Below are 14,414 nucleotides of genomic sequence, written 5' to 3' on the forward strand. Positions count from 1 at the left end.
GAGGCGCGCGCGACCCCCGCTCCCGAGGCCCCCGCTCGCGAGGCCGCTGAGACCCACGAGATCCGGGTGGCCTCCGGCTCCGAGGCCATTGAGGTTCGCGATGCCAGCGAAGCTCTCGATGTTTGCGAGGCTCCCAAGTCCCGCGAGGCATCGGAGGCAAGCGGGGACTCCGAGGCCATTGAGGTTCGCGATGCCAGCGAAGCTCTCGATGTTTGCGAGGCTCCCAAGTTCCGCGAGGCATCGGAGGCAAGCGGGGCATCAGAGGTCCCCACTCCCGAGGCCGCCCCGAACCTCGAGGTCCCCGAAATCCACGAGGTCGCCGAGACTTTCGAGGCGGCCGATGCCCCCGAGGCCTCTCAGGCCCCTGACGTCCGAGGGCCCCTCGGGGAGAAGCCCAACCGCGACGGTCCTTCCGACGTCCATCCCCTGCCCCGACCCGGTGGGACGACCGCCCCGGAGAAGTCCCGATGAGCCGGCGTTTCGGACTCCTCGCTGCCCTCCTCGTCGTCTGTGTCTGCGCGGAACTGCTGGCCGGGCGTGGCATGTCGCCCGCCGTCGTCTGGGACGTCCTCGGCGGGGGAGGAGGCGCCACGGAACGGCACATCCTGCTCCAACTCCGCCTGCCCAGGCTGCTGGTGGCCCTCGGTGCGGGGGCGTGCCTCGGGGTGGCGGGACTGGTTCTGCAGTCCGCCCTGCGCAACCCGCTCGCCGGGCCCGAGGTCACCGGCGTGACGCCGGGTGCCGTGCTCGGGGCCGTAGCCGCGACCGGTCTCGGGCTCGCGGGGTGGGAGTCGCCGCTCGCCGTTGTCGTCGCCGCGTGCGTGGGCGGCTGTACCGGGGCCGCGTTGCTGTGGCTGCTCGCCGGGCGGGGCCGGGGCGACCCCGCGCAGACCGCTGTGCACGGGGTGCTCGTGTCGGCCGTGCTCGGCGGGCTCACCGCCATGGTGCTGCTCGTCGCGCCGGGGGAGCTCGGCAGCGTCGTGCAGTGGCTCGTCGGCACGACGGACGGCCGGGTGTGGCAGCACTGGAACCTGCTGTGGCCCTGGGCGCTCGTATGGGGTGCCGCGGCGTGGCTGCTGGCCGGGCCGCTGACCCTGCTGCGCTGCGGTGACGAGATCGCCGGCGCCGCCGGACTGTCCGCCGCACGGGCCCGGACCCTCGCCCTGCTGTGCGCGGTGGCGCTCACGGCCGGTGCGGTCGCCGCCGTGGGGGCGCTGGGTTTCGTCGGGCTGCTCGTACCGCACCTCGCGCTGGCCGTGTTCGGCGCGGACCTGCGGATCGCACTGCCCGGCGCCGCCCTCGTGGGGGCCGCCGTGGTGTGCGGGGCGGACGCGGCGGCGCAGCTCTCCTCGCGGCTGCTGGCGGTCGCGCTGGACTCCGACCGGCTCACCCTGCCGGTGGGAGCGCTCACCACCTGCCTCGGGGCCGCGCTGCTGCTGCTCGTCGTACGCCGCGCACCGAGCCGGACGTTCTGATGTCGACGAAGGAGACGAAGGAACAGAGCATGACCGAACCCCTGGGGATCCATGTCGAGGGAGTCCACTTCGGTTACCCCGGCCGCCCCGTGCTGCGCGGCGTCGACGTGACCGTCGAGCCCGGCGAGCTGACCGCGCTCATCGGCCTCAACGGCTGCGGAAAGTCGACCCTGTTGCGGCTGGCCGCCGGGCTGCTGCGGCCGGAGGAGGGGCGCGTACGGCTCGGCGGCGACGACCTCGCCCGGCTCTCCCGGCGCGCCACCGCCCGGCGGGTCGCACTGCTGCACCAGGCGGCCCCGGCCGTCCCCGGCATGACGGTGCGTCACCTCGTACGGCAGGGGCGGTACGCGGCCCGCGGCCCCCTCGGCATGCTGCGCGAGGGCGACGACCCCGTCGTACGGCGTGCACTGCGCGACGTAGGCGTGGAGCAGTGGGCCGAGCGGGACGTCGACGCGCTGTCCGGGGGCGAGCGGCAACGGGTACGGCTTGCGATGGCGCTCGCCCAGGACACCCGCGTACTCCTGCTCGACGAGCCCACCACGTACCTGGACCTGCACCATCAACTCGACGTGCTGCAAACCGTGGTGAGGCTGCGTGAGGAGCGCGGCCTCACCGTCGTGATGGTGCTGCACGACCTGGCCCACGCCGCCCGGTTCGCCGAACGGATCGTCGCCCTGCGGGACGGCCGCGTGGTGGCCGACGGGCCACCGAAGGAGGTCGTCACGCCCGGACTGCTCGCGGACGTCCTCAAGGTGGCGGGACGGGTCGGACAGGACCCCGAGGGCGGCTGGCCGGTGTGTTACCCGGACCACCCTCTTCCCGCCCTCGGCACCACCCACTCCGAAGCGGGATCCTCGTGATCGTCCACCCCGAACTGCGCCGCGCCGCCCGCCACGCACGGCGTCCCCTGCTCACGGCCACCCTTCTGCAGGCCGCCGTCACCCTCACCCACCTCGCGCAGGCCGTACTGCTGGCCGTCGCCCTCGCCGACCTGGCCCGAGGCGACATGAACCGGCTGCCGCCGCTCCTCGGGGCGGTACTCGGAGCCGTCGCCACACGGGCCGGGCTCGGCTACTGGCAGCGGCGTACCGCCACCCGCGCCGGAGCACAGGTCAGGGTGCACCTGCGCGACGAACTCCTCGCCCACCTCGGTCAGTTGGGGCCCGCGCACCTCTCCATCACGCGCGCCGGAGCCGTCCGCACCACCCTCGTCGACGGCGTCGAGGGCGTCGACGCCTACGTCTCCCGCTACCTGCCCCAGCTCCTCATCACCCTCACCGTGCCGCCCCTGCTGCTCGCCGCCCTGGCCGCCGTCGAACCGGCCGCCCTCCTCGGCCTCGTACCCACCCTGCTGCTCGCCCTGTTCGGGCCGCGTGCCTGGGACCGGCTGCTCGCCAAGCGCGGCAAGGAACACTGGGACACGTACGAGGGACTGGGCGCCGACTATCTCGAAGCACTGCAGGGCATGCCCGCGTTGCGGGCCGCGGGTGCCGTCGGGCGCACCCGGCAGCGGCTGGAGGAACGGTCGGCGGCGCTGCACCGCGCCACCGTCGCCAAGCTGCGCGTGTCGCTCGTCGACACCGGACTCACCGACCTGGCCATCCAGGGCGGCACAGCGGCCGCCGCGCTGCTCGCCTGCTGGTCGGCGGTCACCGGATCCACCACGGCGACCGGCACCTACCTGGTGCTGCTGCTGGCGTCCGAGTGCTTCCGGCCCGTACGCGATCTGTCCCGTGAGTGGCACGCCGGGTACCTGGGGATGTCGGCCGCGGACGGACTCGCGGCGCTGCGTACCGCCGAACCCGCGGTCGCCGACACGGGAACGGTACGGGCGCGCTGGCCGGACCCGCCCCAAGTGCGCTTCGAAGACGTGCAGTTCAGCTACGTCGGCGCCGAGACGCCCGCGCTCCGGGGCGTCACCTTCACCGCCGAAGCGGGGTGCACCACCGCGATCGTCGGCCCCTCGGGAGCCGGCAAGTCCACCCTGCTCGCCCTGCTCCTGCGCCACCGCGACCCGCACCAGGGACGGATCACCGTCAGCGGCCGTGACATAGCCGCGTACACGCTCGACTCGCTGCGACAGGGCATCGCCGTCGTCTCGCAGGAGACCTACCTCTTCCACGCCACCATCGCCGACAATCTGCGCCTGGCCCGGCCAGCCGCCACGGACGACGACCTGGTACGCGCGGCACGGACCGCCGGCATCCACGACGAGATCACCGCACTCCCCGAGGGCTACGCCACCGTCCTCGGCGAACGCGGCGCCACCCTGTCCGGCGGCCAGCGACAGCGCCTCGCCCTCGCCCGCGCCCTGCTGGCCGACGCCCCGGTGCTCGTCCTCGATGAAGCCACGAGCGCGGTCGACGAACGCCGTGAGGCGGACATCGTCCGCGAACTGCTCGCCGCCGCGGGCGACCGGACCGTTCTGCTGGTCGCCCACCGGCTCGCCGCCGTCCGGCACGCCGACCGCATCGTGGTGCTCGACGGCGGGCGCGTGGCCGCCGTGGGCGAGCACACCGCCCTCGTCGAAGCCGGCGGCGTCTACGCCGAGCTCGTCAAGGCGGGCCAGACGGACGAAGGAGGGGTCGCCGCATGAGCGGCACCACCGACGCATCCGTACCCGCGCGGGGCGCACTGCGCGCTCTGCTGCCCGCCCTCGCCGGGCACCGCGTCATGATGGCCCGCACCTGCGCCGCCGCACTGCTCGAACAGGGGTCGCTGGTCGCCCTGTTGACGCTGGCCGCGCACACCGTCGGAACCGCCGTCATTGAGGACCGCGCCCCCTCGACCGGTACGGTCACCGCTCTGGCCGCCCTCGTTCTCGTACGCGCCCTGATGACCTGGCGTGAGATGGACCTCTCGCACGACTTGGCCTACCGGGTGCTGGCCGAGCTGCGGGTGCGGGTCTTCGACGGGCTCGCCCGCAGCGCACCCGCCCGCGTGGCCGGCCGGCGCAGCGGGGATCTGGCCGCCACCGCGATGGCCGACGTGGAGGCACTGGAGTTCTTCTACGCCCACACCACGGCCCAACTCCTCGCATCCGGCGTGGTGTTCACCGGCGGAGCCGCGGCACTGGCCACGCTGGAGCCGTGGCTGCTGGTCGCGGTGCTGCCGGTCGCCGGACTGCTCGCCGTGGCGCCCTTCGCCGACGCGCGCGGACGCGCCGCGCGTGGCGCCCGTACGCGGGTGGCCGGCGCCAAGCTTTCGGCCGACAGCGTGGAGACCGTCGACGGCCTGCGCGAACTGCTCGCCTTCGGCGGGCTGGCCGAGCGGCGCCGCCGTCTCGCCGAACAGGGCAGGCGGGTGGGGGAGGCCCAGCGGGCGGAGGCCACCTGGGAGGCCATGGCCGCCGCCGTCCGCGACGCCCTCATCGTGCTCGCGGTCCTCGGCGTGGTGGCCGCCGCCGCGCAGTCCGTGACGTCCGGGCGGTTGCACGGCGCCTGGGCCCCGGCGGCGATGACGCTCGCCCTGTCGGTGCTGGGCCCGGTCGCCGAGTCGGCCAGGGCGCTGAGCCAGGCCGTCAGCCTGCGCGCCGCGGCCGCCCGAGTCGACGCGGCGGTGAAAGCCCCCGCCACAGCCCCGCCGCCCGCCTCACCCCGCCCGCTCCCAACCGGCCCGCTAGGCGTCCGGCTGCACCGGGTGAGCTTCGACTACGGGGGCCGGGCCGTGCTGGACGAGATCGACCTGACGGTTCCCGCGGGACAGACCCTCGCCCTGGTCGGCGTATCGGGGGCGGGCAAGTCGACCTGCGCCCACCTGCTGGCCCGCTTCTGGGACCCGTCCCGCGGAGCCGTCCAACTGCTGCCTGGCGACGGCGACCCCATCGACCTCCGCCACCTGCCCGATACGGAACTCCGCCGTGCCGTGGCCGTCGTGGGCCAGGACACCCCCCTGTTCCACGGCACCCTCGCCGAGAACCTGCGCCTCGCGGCCCCCGACGCGGACGACGACCTCCTCGCCGAGACGGCCCGGCTGTGCGGCGCCGACCGGATCGCCCCCATGGACTCCCTCGTCGGCGAGCGCGGCGCCACCCTTTCCGGCGGCCAGCGCGCCCGCATCGCGCTCGCCCGCGCCCTGCTCGCCGAGCCCAGAATCCTCGTACTGGACGAGACAACAGCCCACCTGGACAACGCCGGCGACGCCCAACTCGCCACCGCGCTCCCCAAGGGCGACCGCACCACCATCGTCATCGCCCACCGCCCCGCCACCATCCGCCGAGCCGACCGCATCGCCGTACTGGAATCCGGCCGCATCACGGAGGAGGGCACCTGGGACGACCTCATCGCCCGCCCCAACGGCGCACTCAACCGCGTACTGGCGGTCACGCCGGACTGAACCCGGCAGGCGCGGGCGTCCTGAAACCGACAGGCCCGGGGCGTGCGGACGCCTCCCGCAAGCCGCGTACAGGTCCCCGTCAGCCTGAGGAGAACGTGACGTCCCGTTGAGTACGCCCTCCTGTGGGGCCATGCTGAGGGCAGGGCCGCGGGGTCTGCCCGTGGTGGGCGCGAGAGACGTGTACATGAACCCAGACGTGTTCGGCTCGGGGTGGGAAGCGACCGCCGTCGTGGACGGGGCCGGGAGGATCCTCGCCTGGAGCGAGGGCGCCCGGCGGCTGCTCGGTCACGAATCCGCGGACGCCGTGGGCCGGGACGCCCGGGAACTGCTGGCCGCCGAGCTTCCGTACGCGGTCCGCGGCGCCTGCGCCTCCCGTACGCCGTGGAGCGGTGGCGCCGTGGTCCGCACCCGCGAGGGACGCCGCCTCGAACTGCTCGCCCACCTCCGGCCGCTGACCGGTGCCGACGAGGCCCCGCTGTGGATCGTCGCGGCCACCGCGGCCGACGAACCCGACCCCGAGACACTGAACCGCTGGGCGCTCGAGCAGCTGCCCATCGCCGTGGTCGTGTGCGACGACGACATCAGGGTCGTACGCACCAATGACGCCTTCACCGCCATGTCGGGAGCGACGGAGGACCAGCTACGGGGCCTCGGCCTCGCCGAGCGGATCACCGGCGGGGTCATCGACGGCGCCGAGGAGATCCCGCGGCTGGCCGAACAGGCCATGCGAACCGGAGACGTCGTCCGCCACCAGGGCTATCTACGCCCCCCGGGTACGAGACGTGAGCGGTCCTGGTCCTCCCTGCTGTACCCGCTCAAGGACCCGCAGGGCCACGTCCGGGGCGTCGCCTCCGCCGTGTACGACACCACCGAGGAGTACTGGGCGCGGCGGCGGATGTCCGTGGTCAACGCCGCGAGCCTCAATATCGGAACCACCCTCGACGTCACCCGCACCGCCCAGGAACTCGCCGAGACCGGCACCGAGGGGTTCGCCGACTTCGTCCTCGTCGATCTGCTCGACGACCTCTTCCAGAACGTCGAGGCGGACCTCGCGCCGAGCGCGGGCCTGCCGGTCTTCCGCCGGTGCACCCAGGCGTCCGTACTGCCGGGCTGCCCGGAGGCCACCGTCGAGATCGGCCAGCGGCACGTCTACGCCGCCGACTCACCGCAGGCCTCGGCCCTCGCCGCCGGCCGTCCCGCCCAGTACCGGCTCGACAGCGCGAGCCTGCCCGCGTGGCTGGCCGCGGATACGGACCGTGCCCGCAGCGTCCGCGCTCACGGGATCCATGCCCTGCTGGTCGTGCCGTTGCTGGCCCGGGGCGTGACGCTGGGGGTGGCCCAGTTCCATCGTCACCGCATCGCCGAGCCCTTCGACGACGAGGATCTGCTGCTGGCGCGGGAGATCGCGACGCGGGCCGCGCTGAGCATCGACAACGCCCGCCGCTACTCGCGTGAGCGGGCCACCGCGGTGACCCTCCAGCGCAGTCTGCTGCAGCGCGGTACGCCGGAGCAGTCCGGGGTGGATGTCGCCACCCGCTATCTGCCGGCCGGCACGCGGGCCGGGGTCGGCGGCGACTGGTTCGACGTCATCCCGCTGTCCGGTGCCCGGGTGGCGCTCGTGGTCGGCGACGTGGTCGGGCACGGGCTGCGGGCCTCGGCCACCATGGCGCAGTTGCGGACCGCGGTGCGTACGCTGGCCGATGTCGATCTGGCGCCGGACGAGTTGCTCACGCAGCTCGACGACGTGGTGATCCGGCTGGCTCGGGAGGAGCCCGACGTCCCCGGCTCCGCCGCCGAGGTGCGGTCGGTCGCGGAGCTCAGCGCCACCTGCCTGTACGCGGTGTACGACCCGGTGTCCCGGAGCTGCACGCTCGCCAGCGCGGGGCATGTGCTGCCCGCCGTGGTGACGCCGGACGGCACGGTCGGCTTCCCTGACCTGCCCGTCGGGCCGCCGCTGGGGCTCGGCGGACTGCCCTTTGAGATTTCGGAGTTCGAGCTTGCGGAGGGGAGCGTGCTGGCGCTTTTCACCGACGGACTGATCGAGGCGAGGGATCGCGACATCGATACCGGGCTTGCCCTCATGGGCCGGGTGCTCGGGCGACCCGTCCGGTCCCTGGAGAAGGTGTGCGACGACCTGCTGGACGAGTTGCTGCCCGGTCGGCCCGTCGACGATGTTGCTCTTCTGCTGGCCAGGACGCGGGTTCTCGACGGCGCTCGGGTGGCGACCTGGTCCTTGCCGGATGATCCGCAGGTTGTCGCCGAGGCGCGCAAGTTCGCTACCGCGCAACTTGCCGTGTGGGGGCTGGAAGAAGCGCTGTTCACCACGGAGTTGGTGGTCAGCGAACTCGTCACCAACGCCATTCGCTATGGGGGCGCCCCGATACGGCTGCGGTTGATCCGGGACGCGGTGCTGATCTGCGAGGTGTCCGACGGGAGCGGTACGGCTCCGCATCTGCGGCGGGCTCGCGCGTACGACGAGGGGGGCCGGGGGCTCCTTCTCGTGGCGCAGCTCACCGAACGGTGGGGGACGCGGCAGACGCCGTCCGGCAAGGTCATCTGGGCGGAGCTGAGCGTTGCGCCGGAAGTCTGACGGGCCTTCCCGGGGGTTCCTTCCCCCAGCCCCGCCCCTTCACGAAACTGGGGGCTGCGCCCCTGGGCCCCGCTGCCTCCGGCGGGGTGGGCGCCTTCGGCGGGTGGGTGGGGTGCCTATCGGGGTGGTGGGTGACAGTTGTGTCGCGGCTGCGGGTGCGTTGTGGCTGGTCGCGCAGTTCCCCGCGCCCCTAAACAGCCTGCGACTGCCCGCACCCTGAAGAGCAAGCGAACCGAAAAGCCCGCACCTCGACGAAACTGGCACCCTCCCTCCGGCGGGAGGGGACGTGGGCCGGTGCGTCGTATGCCCGTCGCTTAGCTTCGGTCTGGGCACTGCTGCGCCCTGTGGAAGCACGGGGTCGTATGCCCTGTTGGCGACGGGCTGACGCATCGGACCGCGGCCCCGCACCCCAACGAACCCAGGGGCGCGGGGAACTGCGCGACCAGCCACGACGGTGCCGCAGCCGAGATGCAACCCCTCGTACAGTCCAGCGAAGCGCACTGGCGGAGCTACTCGCCGTCCTCCAGGCGGAACCCCACCTTCAGCCCGACCTGATAGTGCTCGATCTGCCCGTTCTCGATCTGGCCGCGGACCTCTGTTACCTCGAACCAGTCCAGGTGGCGCAGGGTTTGGGAGGCGCGGGTGATGGCGTTGCGGATTGCCTGGTCGACTCCTTCGGACGAGCTGCCGACGATCTCGGTGACCCGGTACGTGTGATCAGTCATGCGGGTGCTCCTCTCCGCGGACACGGATACGGACGCGGACGCGGGACGCGCCACGCGTCACTTCCACCGTGCCGTACGACGCAGCGGTACGCGACCCGTCACCGGGCCATGCTCAGCGACAGTGCGAACCGTCCCTCCTGGTCCGTCCACCAGTGCGTCATCTCCAGCCCGGCGGCGGCCATTTCACCCCGTACGCCCTCCTCGCGGAACTTCGCGGACACCTCCGTCCGCAGCTCCTCACCGGCCGCGAAGTCGACGGCCAGGTCGAGCGCGGGGATCTTCACGGTCAGTTGCGAACGCGCGCGCAGCCGCATCTCGATCCACTCCTGCTCGGCGTCCCAGAGGGCGACATGGGCGAAGTCGTCGGGGTCGAAGTCGGCGCCGAGTTCGCGGTTGACGACGGAGAGGACGTTCTTGTTGAACGCCGCCGTCACTCCCGCCGCGTCGTCGTAGGCGTCGACCAGTACGGACTCGTCCTTCACCAGGTCGGTGCCCAGCAGCAGGGCGTCACCGGGGGACAGAAGGGCGCGTACGGAGGCCAGGAACGTGGCACGTTCGGCGGGAAGCAGGTTGCCGATCGTGCCGCCGAGGAACGCGACGAGCCGCGGCCCGGGTGTGCCGGGCAATGTGAGGCCGCCGGTGAAGTCGGCGATCAGCGCGTGAACGTTGAGCGAGGGGCGCTCGGCGATCAGCGCCTGCCCGGCCTGCGTGAGCGCGCTCTCGCTCACGTCGACGGGTACGTACGTGTGCAGCGCGGGCAGCGCGTCGAGCAGGTGCCGGGTCTTGTCCGACGACCCCGAACCCAGCTCGACCAGAGCGCGTGCCCCGGTCGCCGAGGCGATCTCGGCGGCGCGGGCGACGAGGATCTCGCGCTCCGCGCGCGTGGGGTAGTACTCGGGTAGTTCGGTGATCTTCTCGAAGAGCTCGCTGCCATGGGCGTCGTAGAACCACTTCGGCGGGAGCGTCTTGGGCATGCGGTTCAGGCCGTTCAGGACGTCGGCGCGCAGCGCGGCCTCCGTGGCGTCCTCGGGCAGGGTGCGGGTGACCAGGAACGTGCTCACGTACGGGGCTCCTTGGGCGATGGGGATGCCAGGGGTTCTGCCATGGGTTCGTCGACGTCCTTGAGGGGCGTGAGCAGGACGTCCGTGCGGCTGGCGGCCAGCAGGGTGCGGTCGGGCACTTCCTGCCAGTGCGGATCGTCGTCGTACGGCTCGGAGGCCACGACGGTGCGTCGGCCGGGTTCGGTCAGGTACCAGAGGGTGTCGCCCCAGGCGGTCGCGGCGATCGTCTCGCCGTTGGTGAGAAGGAAGTTGAGCCGCGAGCCGGGCGCGGCGGCCGCGATGTCCAGGACCGTGTCGGCGAGCGCCTGCCCTTCCTCGTCGCCGGCGCGCAGCCGGTTCAGGATCATCGCCCAGACGAGGGCCGAGTCGCAGCGCGCCTCCAGTGACAGGAGTTCGGCGGGCGGCAGGGTCTGCGCGAGCGGGGCCAGGGAGCGTGGCCAGCCGCTGATCGCGCCGTTGTGGCTGAACAGCCAGGGGCCCGCGGCGTACGGCGCTGCCGCGGCCTCCCCGTCGGCGCCCGCCACGGTCGCGTCGCGCACCGCGGCGAGCAGCGCACCCGAGCGCACCACCCGCGCCAGGTCGGCGAAGGACTGGTCGCCCCAGATGGGGCCCGTACGCCGGTACCGCGCGGGTACCGGATCCCCTTCGGCGTACCAACCGACCCCGAAACCATCGGCGTTGACGGTCCCGTGCCGCTGCCTGCGCGGCGCCCACGACTGGCGGAACAGGCTGTGCGCGGGCTCCACGAGAAGTCTGCCGAGCGGCTCCTCGGGTCCCAGGTAGGCCAGGTGACGGCACATCAGGCGGTCTCCGCGGCAGCGTCGCGCGCCGTACGGAATCCGGAGAAGATCTGCCGCCGTATCGGATAGTCCCAGTTGCGGAACGTCCCCCGGCAGGCTACCTGGTCCACGGCGAACGAGCCGCCGCGCAGCACCTTGTGGTCCGGACCGAAGAACACCTCCGAGTACTCCTTGTACGGGAAGGCCGTGAACCCCGGGTACGGCAGGAAATCGCTCGCCGTCCACTCCCAGACGTCGCCGATCAACTGCCGTACGCCCAGCGGTGATTCACCCGCCGGATAGCTCCCGGCGGGAGCGGGCCGCAGATGGCGCTGACCGAGGTTGGCGTGCTCGGGCGTCGGGTCGGCGTCACCCCACGGGTAGCGCGTGGAGCGGTCGGCCACCGGGTCGTGCCGGGCCGCCTTCTCCCACTCGGTCTCGGTGGGCAGCCGCCGTCCGGCCCAGCGGGCGTAGGCGTCGGCCTCGTACCAACTGACGTGCAGTACCGGCTCGTCGGGCGGTACGACCTCGGTGACGCCGAAGCGCCGCCGCAGCCACTGACCGCCCTCACGGCGCCAGAACAGCGGCGCCTCGATGGAGTGCGTACGGATATGGGTCCAGCCGTCGGGGGCCCACCATCGCTCGTCGGTGTAGCCGCCGTCCGCGATGAACGCCTGGTACGCGGCGTTCGTCACCGGTGTGGTGTCGATGAAGAACGGCGGTACGAGACGCTGGTGCGCGGGCCGTTCGTTGTCCAGCGCCCATGGTTCGGCCGAGGTGCCCATCGTGAACGGGCCGCCGGGGACCAGGACTTCGGCCGGTCCGGTGAACGGCGGGGCGGGCGCGGGATCCGGTGCCGTCAGGGCGGCGGGTCCCTTGCGCAGCTGATGGGTGATCAGCATCGTCTCGTCGTGCTGCTGTTCGTGCTGGGCGATCATGCCGAAGGCGAAGCCCGCCTCGGTCAGCGGCGTACCGCGAAAGCGGGTGCCCTCCAGGACGTCGAGCGCCCGGCCGCGCACCTCGGCGGCATAGCGGCGGGCCTCGTCCGGCGGCAGCAGGGGCAGGGAGGGCCGTTCGGCGCGCGGGTGCTCGAACGCGTCGTACAGCCCGTCGATCTCGGGGCGCATCGCGTCACGCCCCGCGACCTCCCGCAGCAGCCACATCTCCTCCTGGTTGCCGATGTGCGCGAGGTCCCAGACCAGCGGGGACATCAACGGCGAGTGCTGTGCGGTCAGATCGGGGTCCTCCACGCACGAGGTCAGCAGCGCGGTGCGGTCGCGGGCCGTGATCAGCGCCGCCAGCGCGCGCTCCCTGAGCGTCTCCGGGTCGGTGAGGTCGGGGGCGGTCATGTGCGGATGTCCTTCCCGTGGAGCGGGTGGTGCGTGCCGGGGGTGTCGGGGGCGATGGCCGCCGGGTCGGTGACCTCCGGGCCGGTGGCCGCAGGTTCAATGACCTCCGGCTCGGTGGCGTCCGGGCCGATGGCCTTCCGTTCGTTGGCGCCCGGGCCGGTGGCGGCGAGCGGGCCCCCGGCGTCGGGCGGGCCCCCGGCGTCGGGCGGGCCCCCGGCGTCGGGCGGGCCCTCGACGTCGCGCATGTCCGCGGCGTCGATCAGGCCCTCCGTGTCGAGCAGGTCGTCGGCGGGGCAGCGGCCCCGGGCCACGTAGCGGTCGGTGAACTGGGCGACGGCTTCCTGGACTTCGTCCGTGGCCCCGAGCCTGGGCAGGGCCTCGGCCGCCGCCGCGAAACAGGTGACCGCCGCCTCCCGCAGCTCGGTATCGGCGAGGCCCGACCGGGCGGCCGCGATCCACAGCGGATTGCGGGGCGCGGCCAGGGAACCGGCCCGCTCGGCAAGGGGTTTGACGGTCCGGTACGCCGTCTCGGCGGCCTCCGCGTCGTCGAACAGCGCCGCCGTCACGGCGAGCGGCACGATCCATCCGTCGTCGCCCGGCTGTGCGTCGATCATGCGGAGTTCCAGATGGCCCCGCGGACGGACCGGCGGGAACAGGGTCGTCAGGTGGTAGTCGAGATCCTCCCGGCCCGGCGGAGCGCCCGACCGGGTCCACGCCCGGAAACTCAGGCCGTCCGGTACGTCCCAGGCGTCGCCGCTCGATGCCCGTACGCACATCACCGGCGCGTCCAGCACGTGCCGTGCCCAGGCCTTCCGTGGATCGCCGTCGAGCGGCGGGGCACTAGAGCGCCCCGGCTCCATCGCGGTCCACAGGGACTGCCGGCTCGAGCGCCAGCCGGTGGGCCGCCCCCGGGCCAGCGGTGAGTGGGCGAAAGCGGCCACCAGGACCGGGCCCAGCTGGTGCGCCAGCCACCAGCGCCGCCCGTGCCCGAGCGGCCCCGGCTCCTCGTACCCGGCGTCCAGGCACACCTGGACCGAGGCCGAGCTGCACATCATGGCCCGGCCCTCGGGGCCCGTACGGTCGAGGTAACGCTCCATGGCGTCATAGCGCGGCTCATGGAGGAAGCGGGTGGGTGGGTGCCAGGGGTCCTGGCCTATTCCGGTGAGGCCGAGCCCTGCCTCGCGCAGTACCGCGCGTACGGCGTCGAGGTCGGCGGAGACGGACCCGATGCACTCCATCAGGGAGGCGGCGGCGGGGGAGCTGAGCTCCAGCTGGCCGCCGGGTTCGACGGTGAGCGCCGAAGCCAGGGGCAGGGCCCGCAGTGCGGCGTACGCCGCTTCGAGTCGTTCCGGTCTTACGGGGAGCCGCGGGAACCGCAGCTCGCGGATGAACCATTCCACTTCGACACCGAGGAAACGGGGTGGTCCGGTCTTGAAGCAGATGCCCCTGACCAGGGCCTCCACCTCGGCCTCGGTGACGGCGGAGCGGCTCTCCGCACAGTCACTTTCCGAATCGGACATGTAGGGATCCTCCTGAGATTCCGCCATGCCGCCGGCCCGGTATTCGGATGGACCGGCCCGGCAATCACCCGTCTACCCAAGACGCTCACGCCGCTTCGCACAAGAGTGCGTATGCCTTTTGCGGCGCAGTACAAGGATCGCTCACGATCCGTTCACGAGCACGACGGGAACTCTTTGGGGCTTCGCCCCCAGACCCCCACCAGGGGCGAAGCCCCTGGACCCGGCTGGAGGCCGGCGCCCCCAGACCCCCTCGGGCCCCTGCCCGGGTCTCTGCCTCGGACCGCTCGGGGCTGCGCCCCGGACCCCGGTTGTGGGCTGGCGCCCTCAGATCCCTCGGGGCTGCGCCCCGGACCCCGCCCAGGGCTGCGCCCCTGGGCCCGGCTCGGGGCTCTGCCCGGCACCCTGCTCGGGGCTCTGCCCCGGACCCCGGTTCGGGGGCCAGCCCCCGAACCCCCGCTCCTCAAACGCCGGAGGGGCTGATTGTTCGCGGCTCGGGCTTACATTCCGCCGGACGGCGCTGGTCCCTGAACTGCGCTGGTCCCCGGATGGCGCTGATTTCCGCCCGCCGCGCTGCCTTCCA

At 73.0% G+C, this 14,414-nt stretch carries 10 protein-coding genes; 5 read left to right on the forward strand and 5 right to left on the reverse strand.

Features of this window, described 5'->3' with window-relative positions; all coding sequences use genetic code 11:
• The first annotated feature begins 467 nt into the window (after positions 1-467).
• The 5 genes from OHT21_RS41070 (at position 468) to OHT21_RS41090 (ending at position 8,400) form a co-directional block, all read left to right on the forward strand.
• The gene (locus OHT21_RS41070) at positions 468-1,475 is read left to right on the forward strand and encodes a FecCD family ABC transporter permease (RefSeq protein ID WP_328773318.1); all 1,008 of its coding nucleotides are present in this window, start codon (positions 468-470) and stop codon (positions 1,473-1,475) included.
• A 29-nt stretch (positions 1,476-1,504) separates the two neighbouring features.
• Positions 1,505-2,335 (forward strand): ABC transporter ATP-binding protein, encoded by an 831-nt coding sequence (locus OHT21_RS41075; RefSeq protein ID WP_328773319.1) that lies wholly within the window; start codon positions 1,505-1,507, stop codon positions 2,333-2,335.
• Entirely contained in the window at positions 2,332-4,071 is a 1,740-nt protein-coding gene (locus OHT21_RS41080) for an ABC transporter ATP-binding protein/permease (protein WP_328773320.1), read from the forward strand. The genes OHT21_RS41075 and OHT21_RS41080 overlap by 4 nt, the downstream gene beginning before the upstream one ends.
• Entirely contained in the window at positions 4,068-5,810 is a 1,743-nt protein-coding gene (locus OHT21_RS41085) for an ABC transporter ATP-binding protein (protein ID WP_328773321.1), read from the forward strand. Before OHT21_RS41080 ends, OHT21_RS41085 begins: the two co-directional genes overlap by 4 nt.
• A 184-nt stretch (positions 5,811-5,994) precedes the next feature.
• Entirely contained in the window at positions 5,995-8,400 is a 2,406-nt protein-coding gene (locus OHT21_RS41090) for a SpoIIE family protein phosphatase (protein ID WP_328773322.1), read from the forward strand.
• 509 nt (positions 8,401-8,909) lie between these two features.
• Here the strand turns inward: OHT21_RS41090 and OHT21_RS41095 are convergent.
• The 5 genes from OHT21_RS41095 to egtA all read right to left on the reverse strand — a co-directional run bounded on the left by OHT21_RS41095 (position 8,910) and on the right by egtA (position 13,834).
• Positions 8,910-9,125: a dodecin gene (locus tag OHT21_RS41095; RefSeq protein ID WP_328773323.1), complete on the reverse strand. Its 216-nt coding sequence runs from the start codon at positions 9,123-9,125 to the stop codon at positions 8,910-8,912.
• Positions 9,126-9,223: 98 nt separating this feature from the next.
• Entirely contained in the window at positions 9,224-10,186 is a 963-nt protein-coding gene (egtD, locus tag OHT21_RS41100) for an L-histidine N(alpha)-methyltransferase (protein ID WP_328773324.1), read from the reverse strand.
• Positions 10,183-10,986 carry an ergothioneine biosynthesis protein EgtC gene (gene egtC, locus OHT21_RS41105; RefSeq protein WP_328773325.1) on the reverse strand — a complete coding sequence of 268 codons (804 nt, stop codon included), beginning with the start codon at positions 10,984-10,986 and terminating at the stop codon, positions 10,183-10,185. Before egtC ends, egtD begins: the two co-directional genes overlap by 4 nt.
• Entirely contained in the window at positions 10,986-12,314 is a 1,329-nt protein-coding gene (gene egtB, locus OHT21_RS41110) for an ergothioneine biosynthesis protein EgtB (RefSeq protein ID WP_328773326.1), read from the reverse strand. Before egtB ends, egtC begins: the two co-directional genes overlap by 1 nt.
• Complete coding sequence (gene egtA / locus OHT21_RS41115; protein ID WP_328773327.1) at positions 12,311-13,834, reverse strand: ergothioneine biosynthesis glutamate--cysteine ligase EgtA; 1,524 nt, start codon at positions 13,832-13,834, stop codon at positions 12,311-12,313. Before egtA ends, egtB begins: the two co-directional genes overlap by 4 nt.
• Positions 13,835-14,414: the final 580 nt, after the last annotated feature.

Origin of the sequence: Streptomyces sp. NBC_00286, assembly GCF_036173125.1 — a bacterium.
Lineage (GTDB): Bacteria > Actinomycetota > Actinomycetes > Streptomycetales > Streptomycetaceae > Streptomyces.

Excerpts from the sequence above, each read along its gene's own strand:
- OHT21_RS41095 (WP_328773323.1), bottom strand. The coding sequence starts at position 9,125 with ATGACTGATCACACGTACCGGGTCACCGAGATCGTCGGCAGCTCGTCC.
- OHT21_RS41090 (WP_328773322.1), top strand. The coding sequence starts at position 5,995 with ATGAACCCAGACGTGTTCGGCTCGGGGTGGGAAGCGACCGCCGTCGTG.
- egtC (WP_328773325.1), bottom strand. The coding sequence starts at position 10,986 with ATGTGCCGTCACCTGGCCTACCTGGGACCCGAGGAGCCGCTCGGCAGA.
- OHT21_RS41085 (WP_328773321.1), top strand. The coding sequence starts at position 4,068 with ATGAGCGGCACCACCGACGCATCCGTACCCGCGCGGGGCGCACTGCGC.
- OHT21_RS41070 (WP_328773318.1), top strand. The coding sequence starts at position 468 with ATGAGCCGGCGTTTCGGACTCCTCGCTGCCCTCCTCGTCGTCTGTGTC.
- egtA (WP_328773327.1), bottom strand. The coding sequence starts at position 13,834 with ATGTCCGATTCGGAAAGTGACTGTGCGGAGAGCCGCTCCGCCGTCACC.
- egtB (WP_328773326.1), bottom strand. The coding sequence starts at position 12,314 with ATGACCGCCCCCGACCTCACCGACCCGGAGACGCTCAGGGAGCGCGCG.
- OHT21_RS41075 (WP_328773319.1), top strand. The coding sequence starts at position 1,505 with ATGACCGAACCCCTGGGGATCCATGTCGAGGGAGTCCACTTCGGTTAC.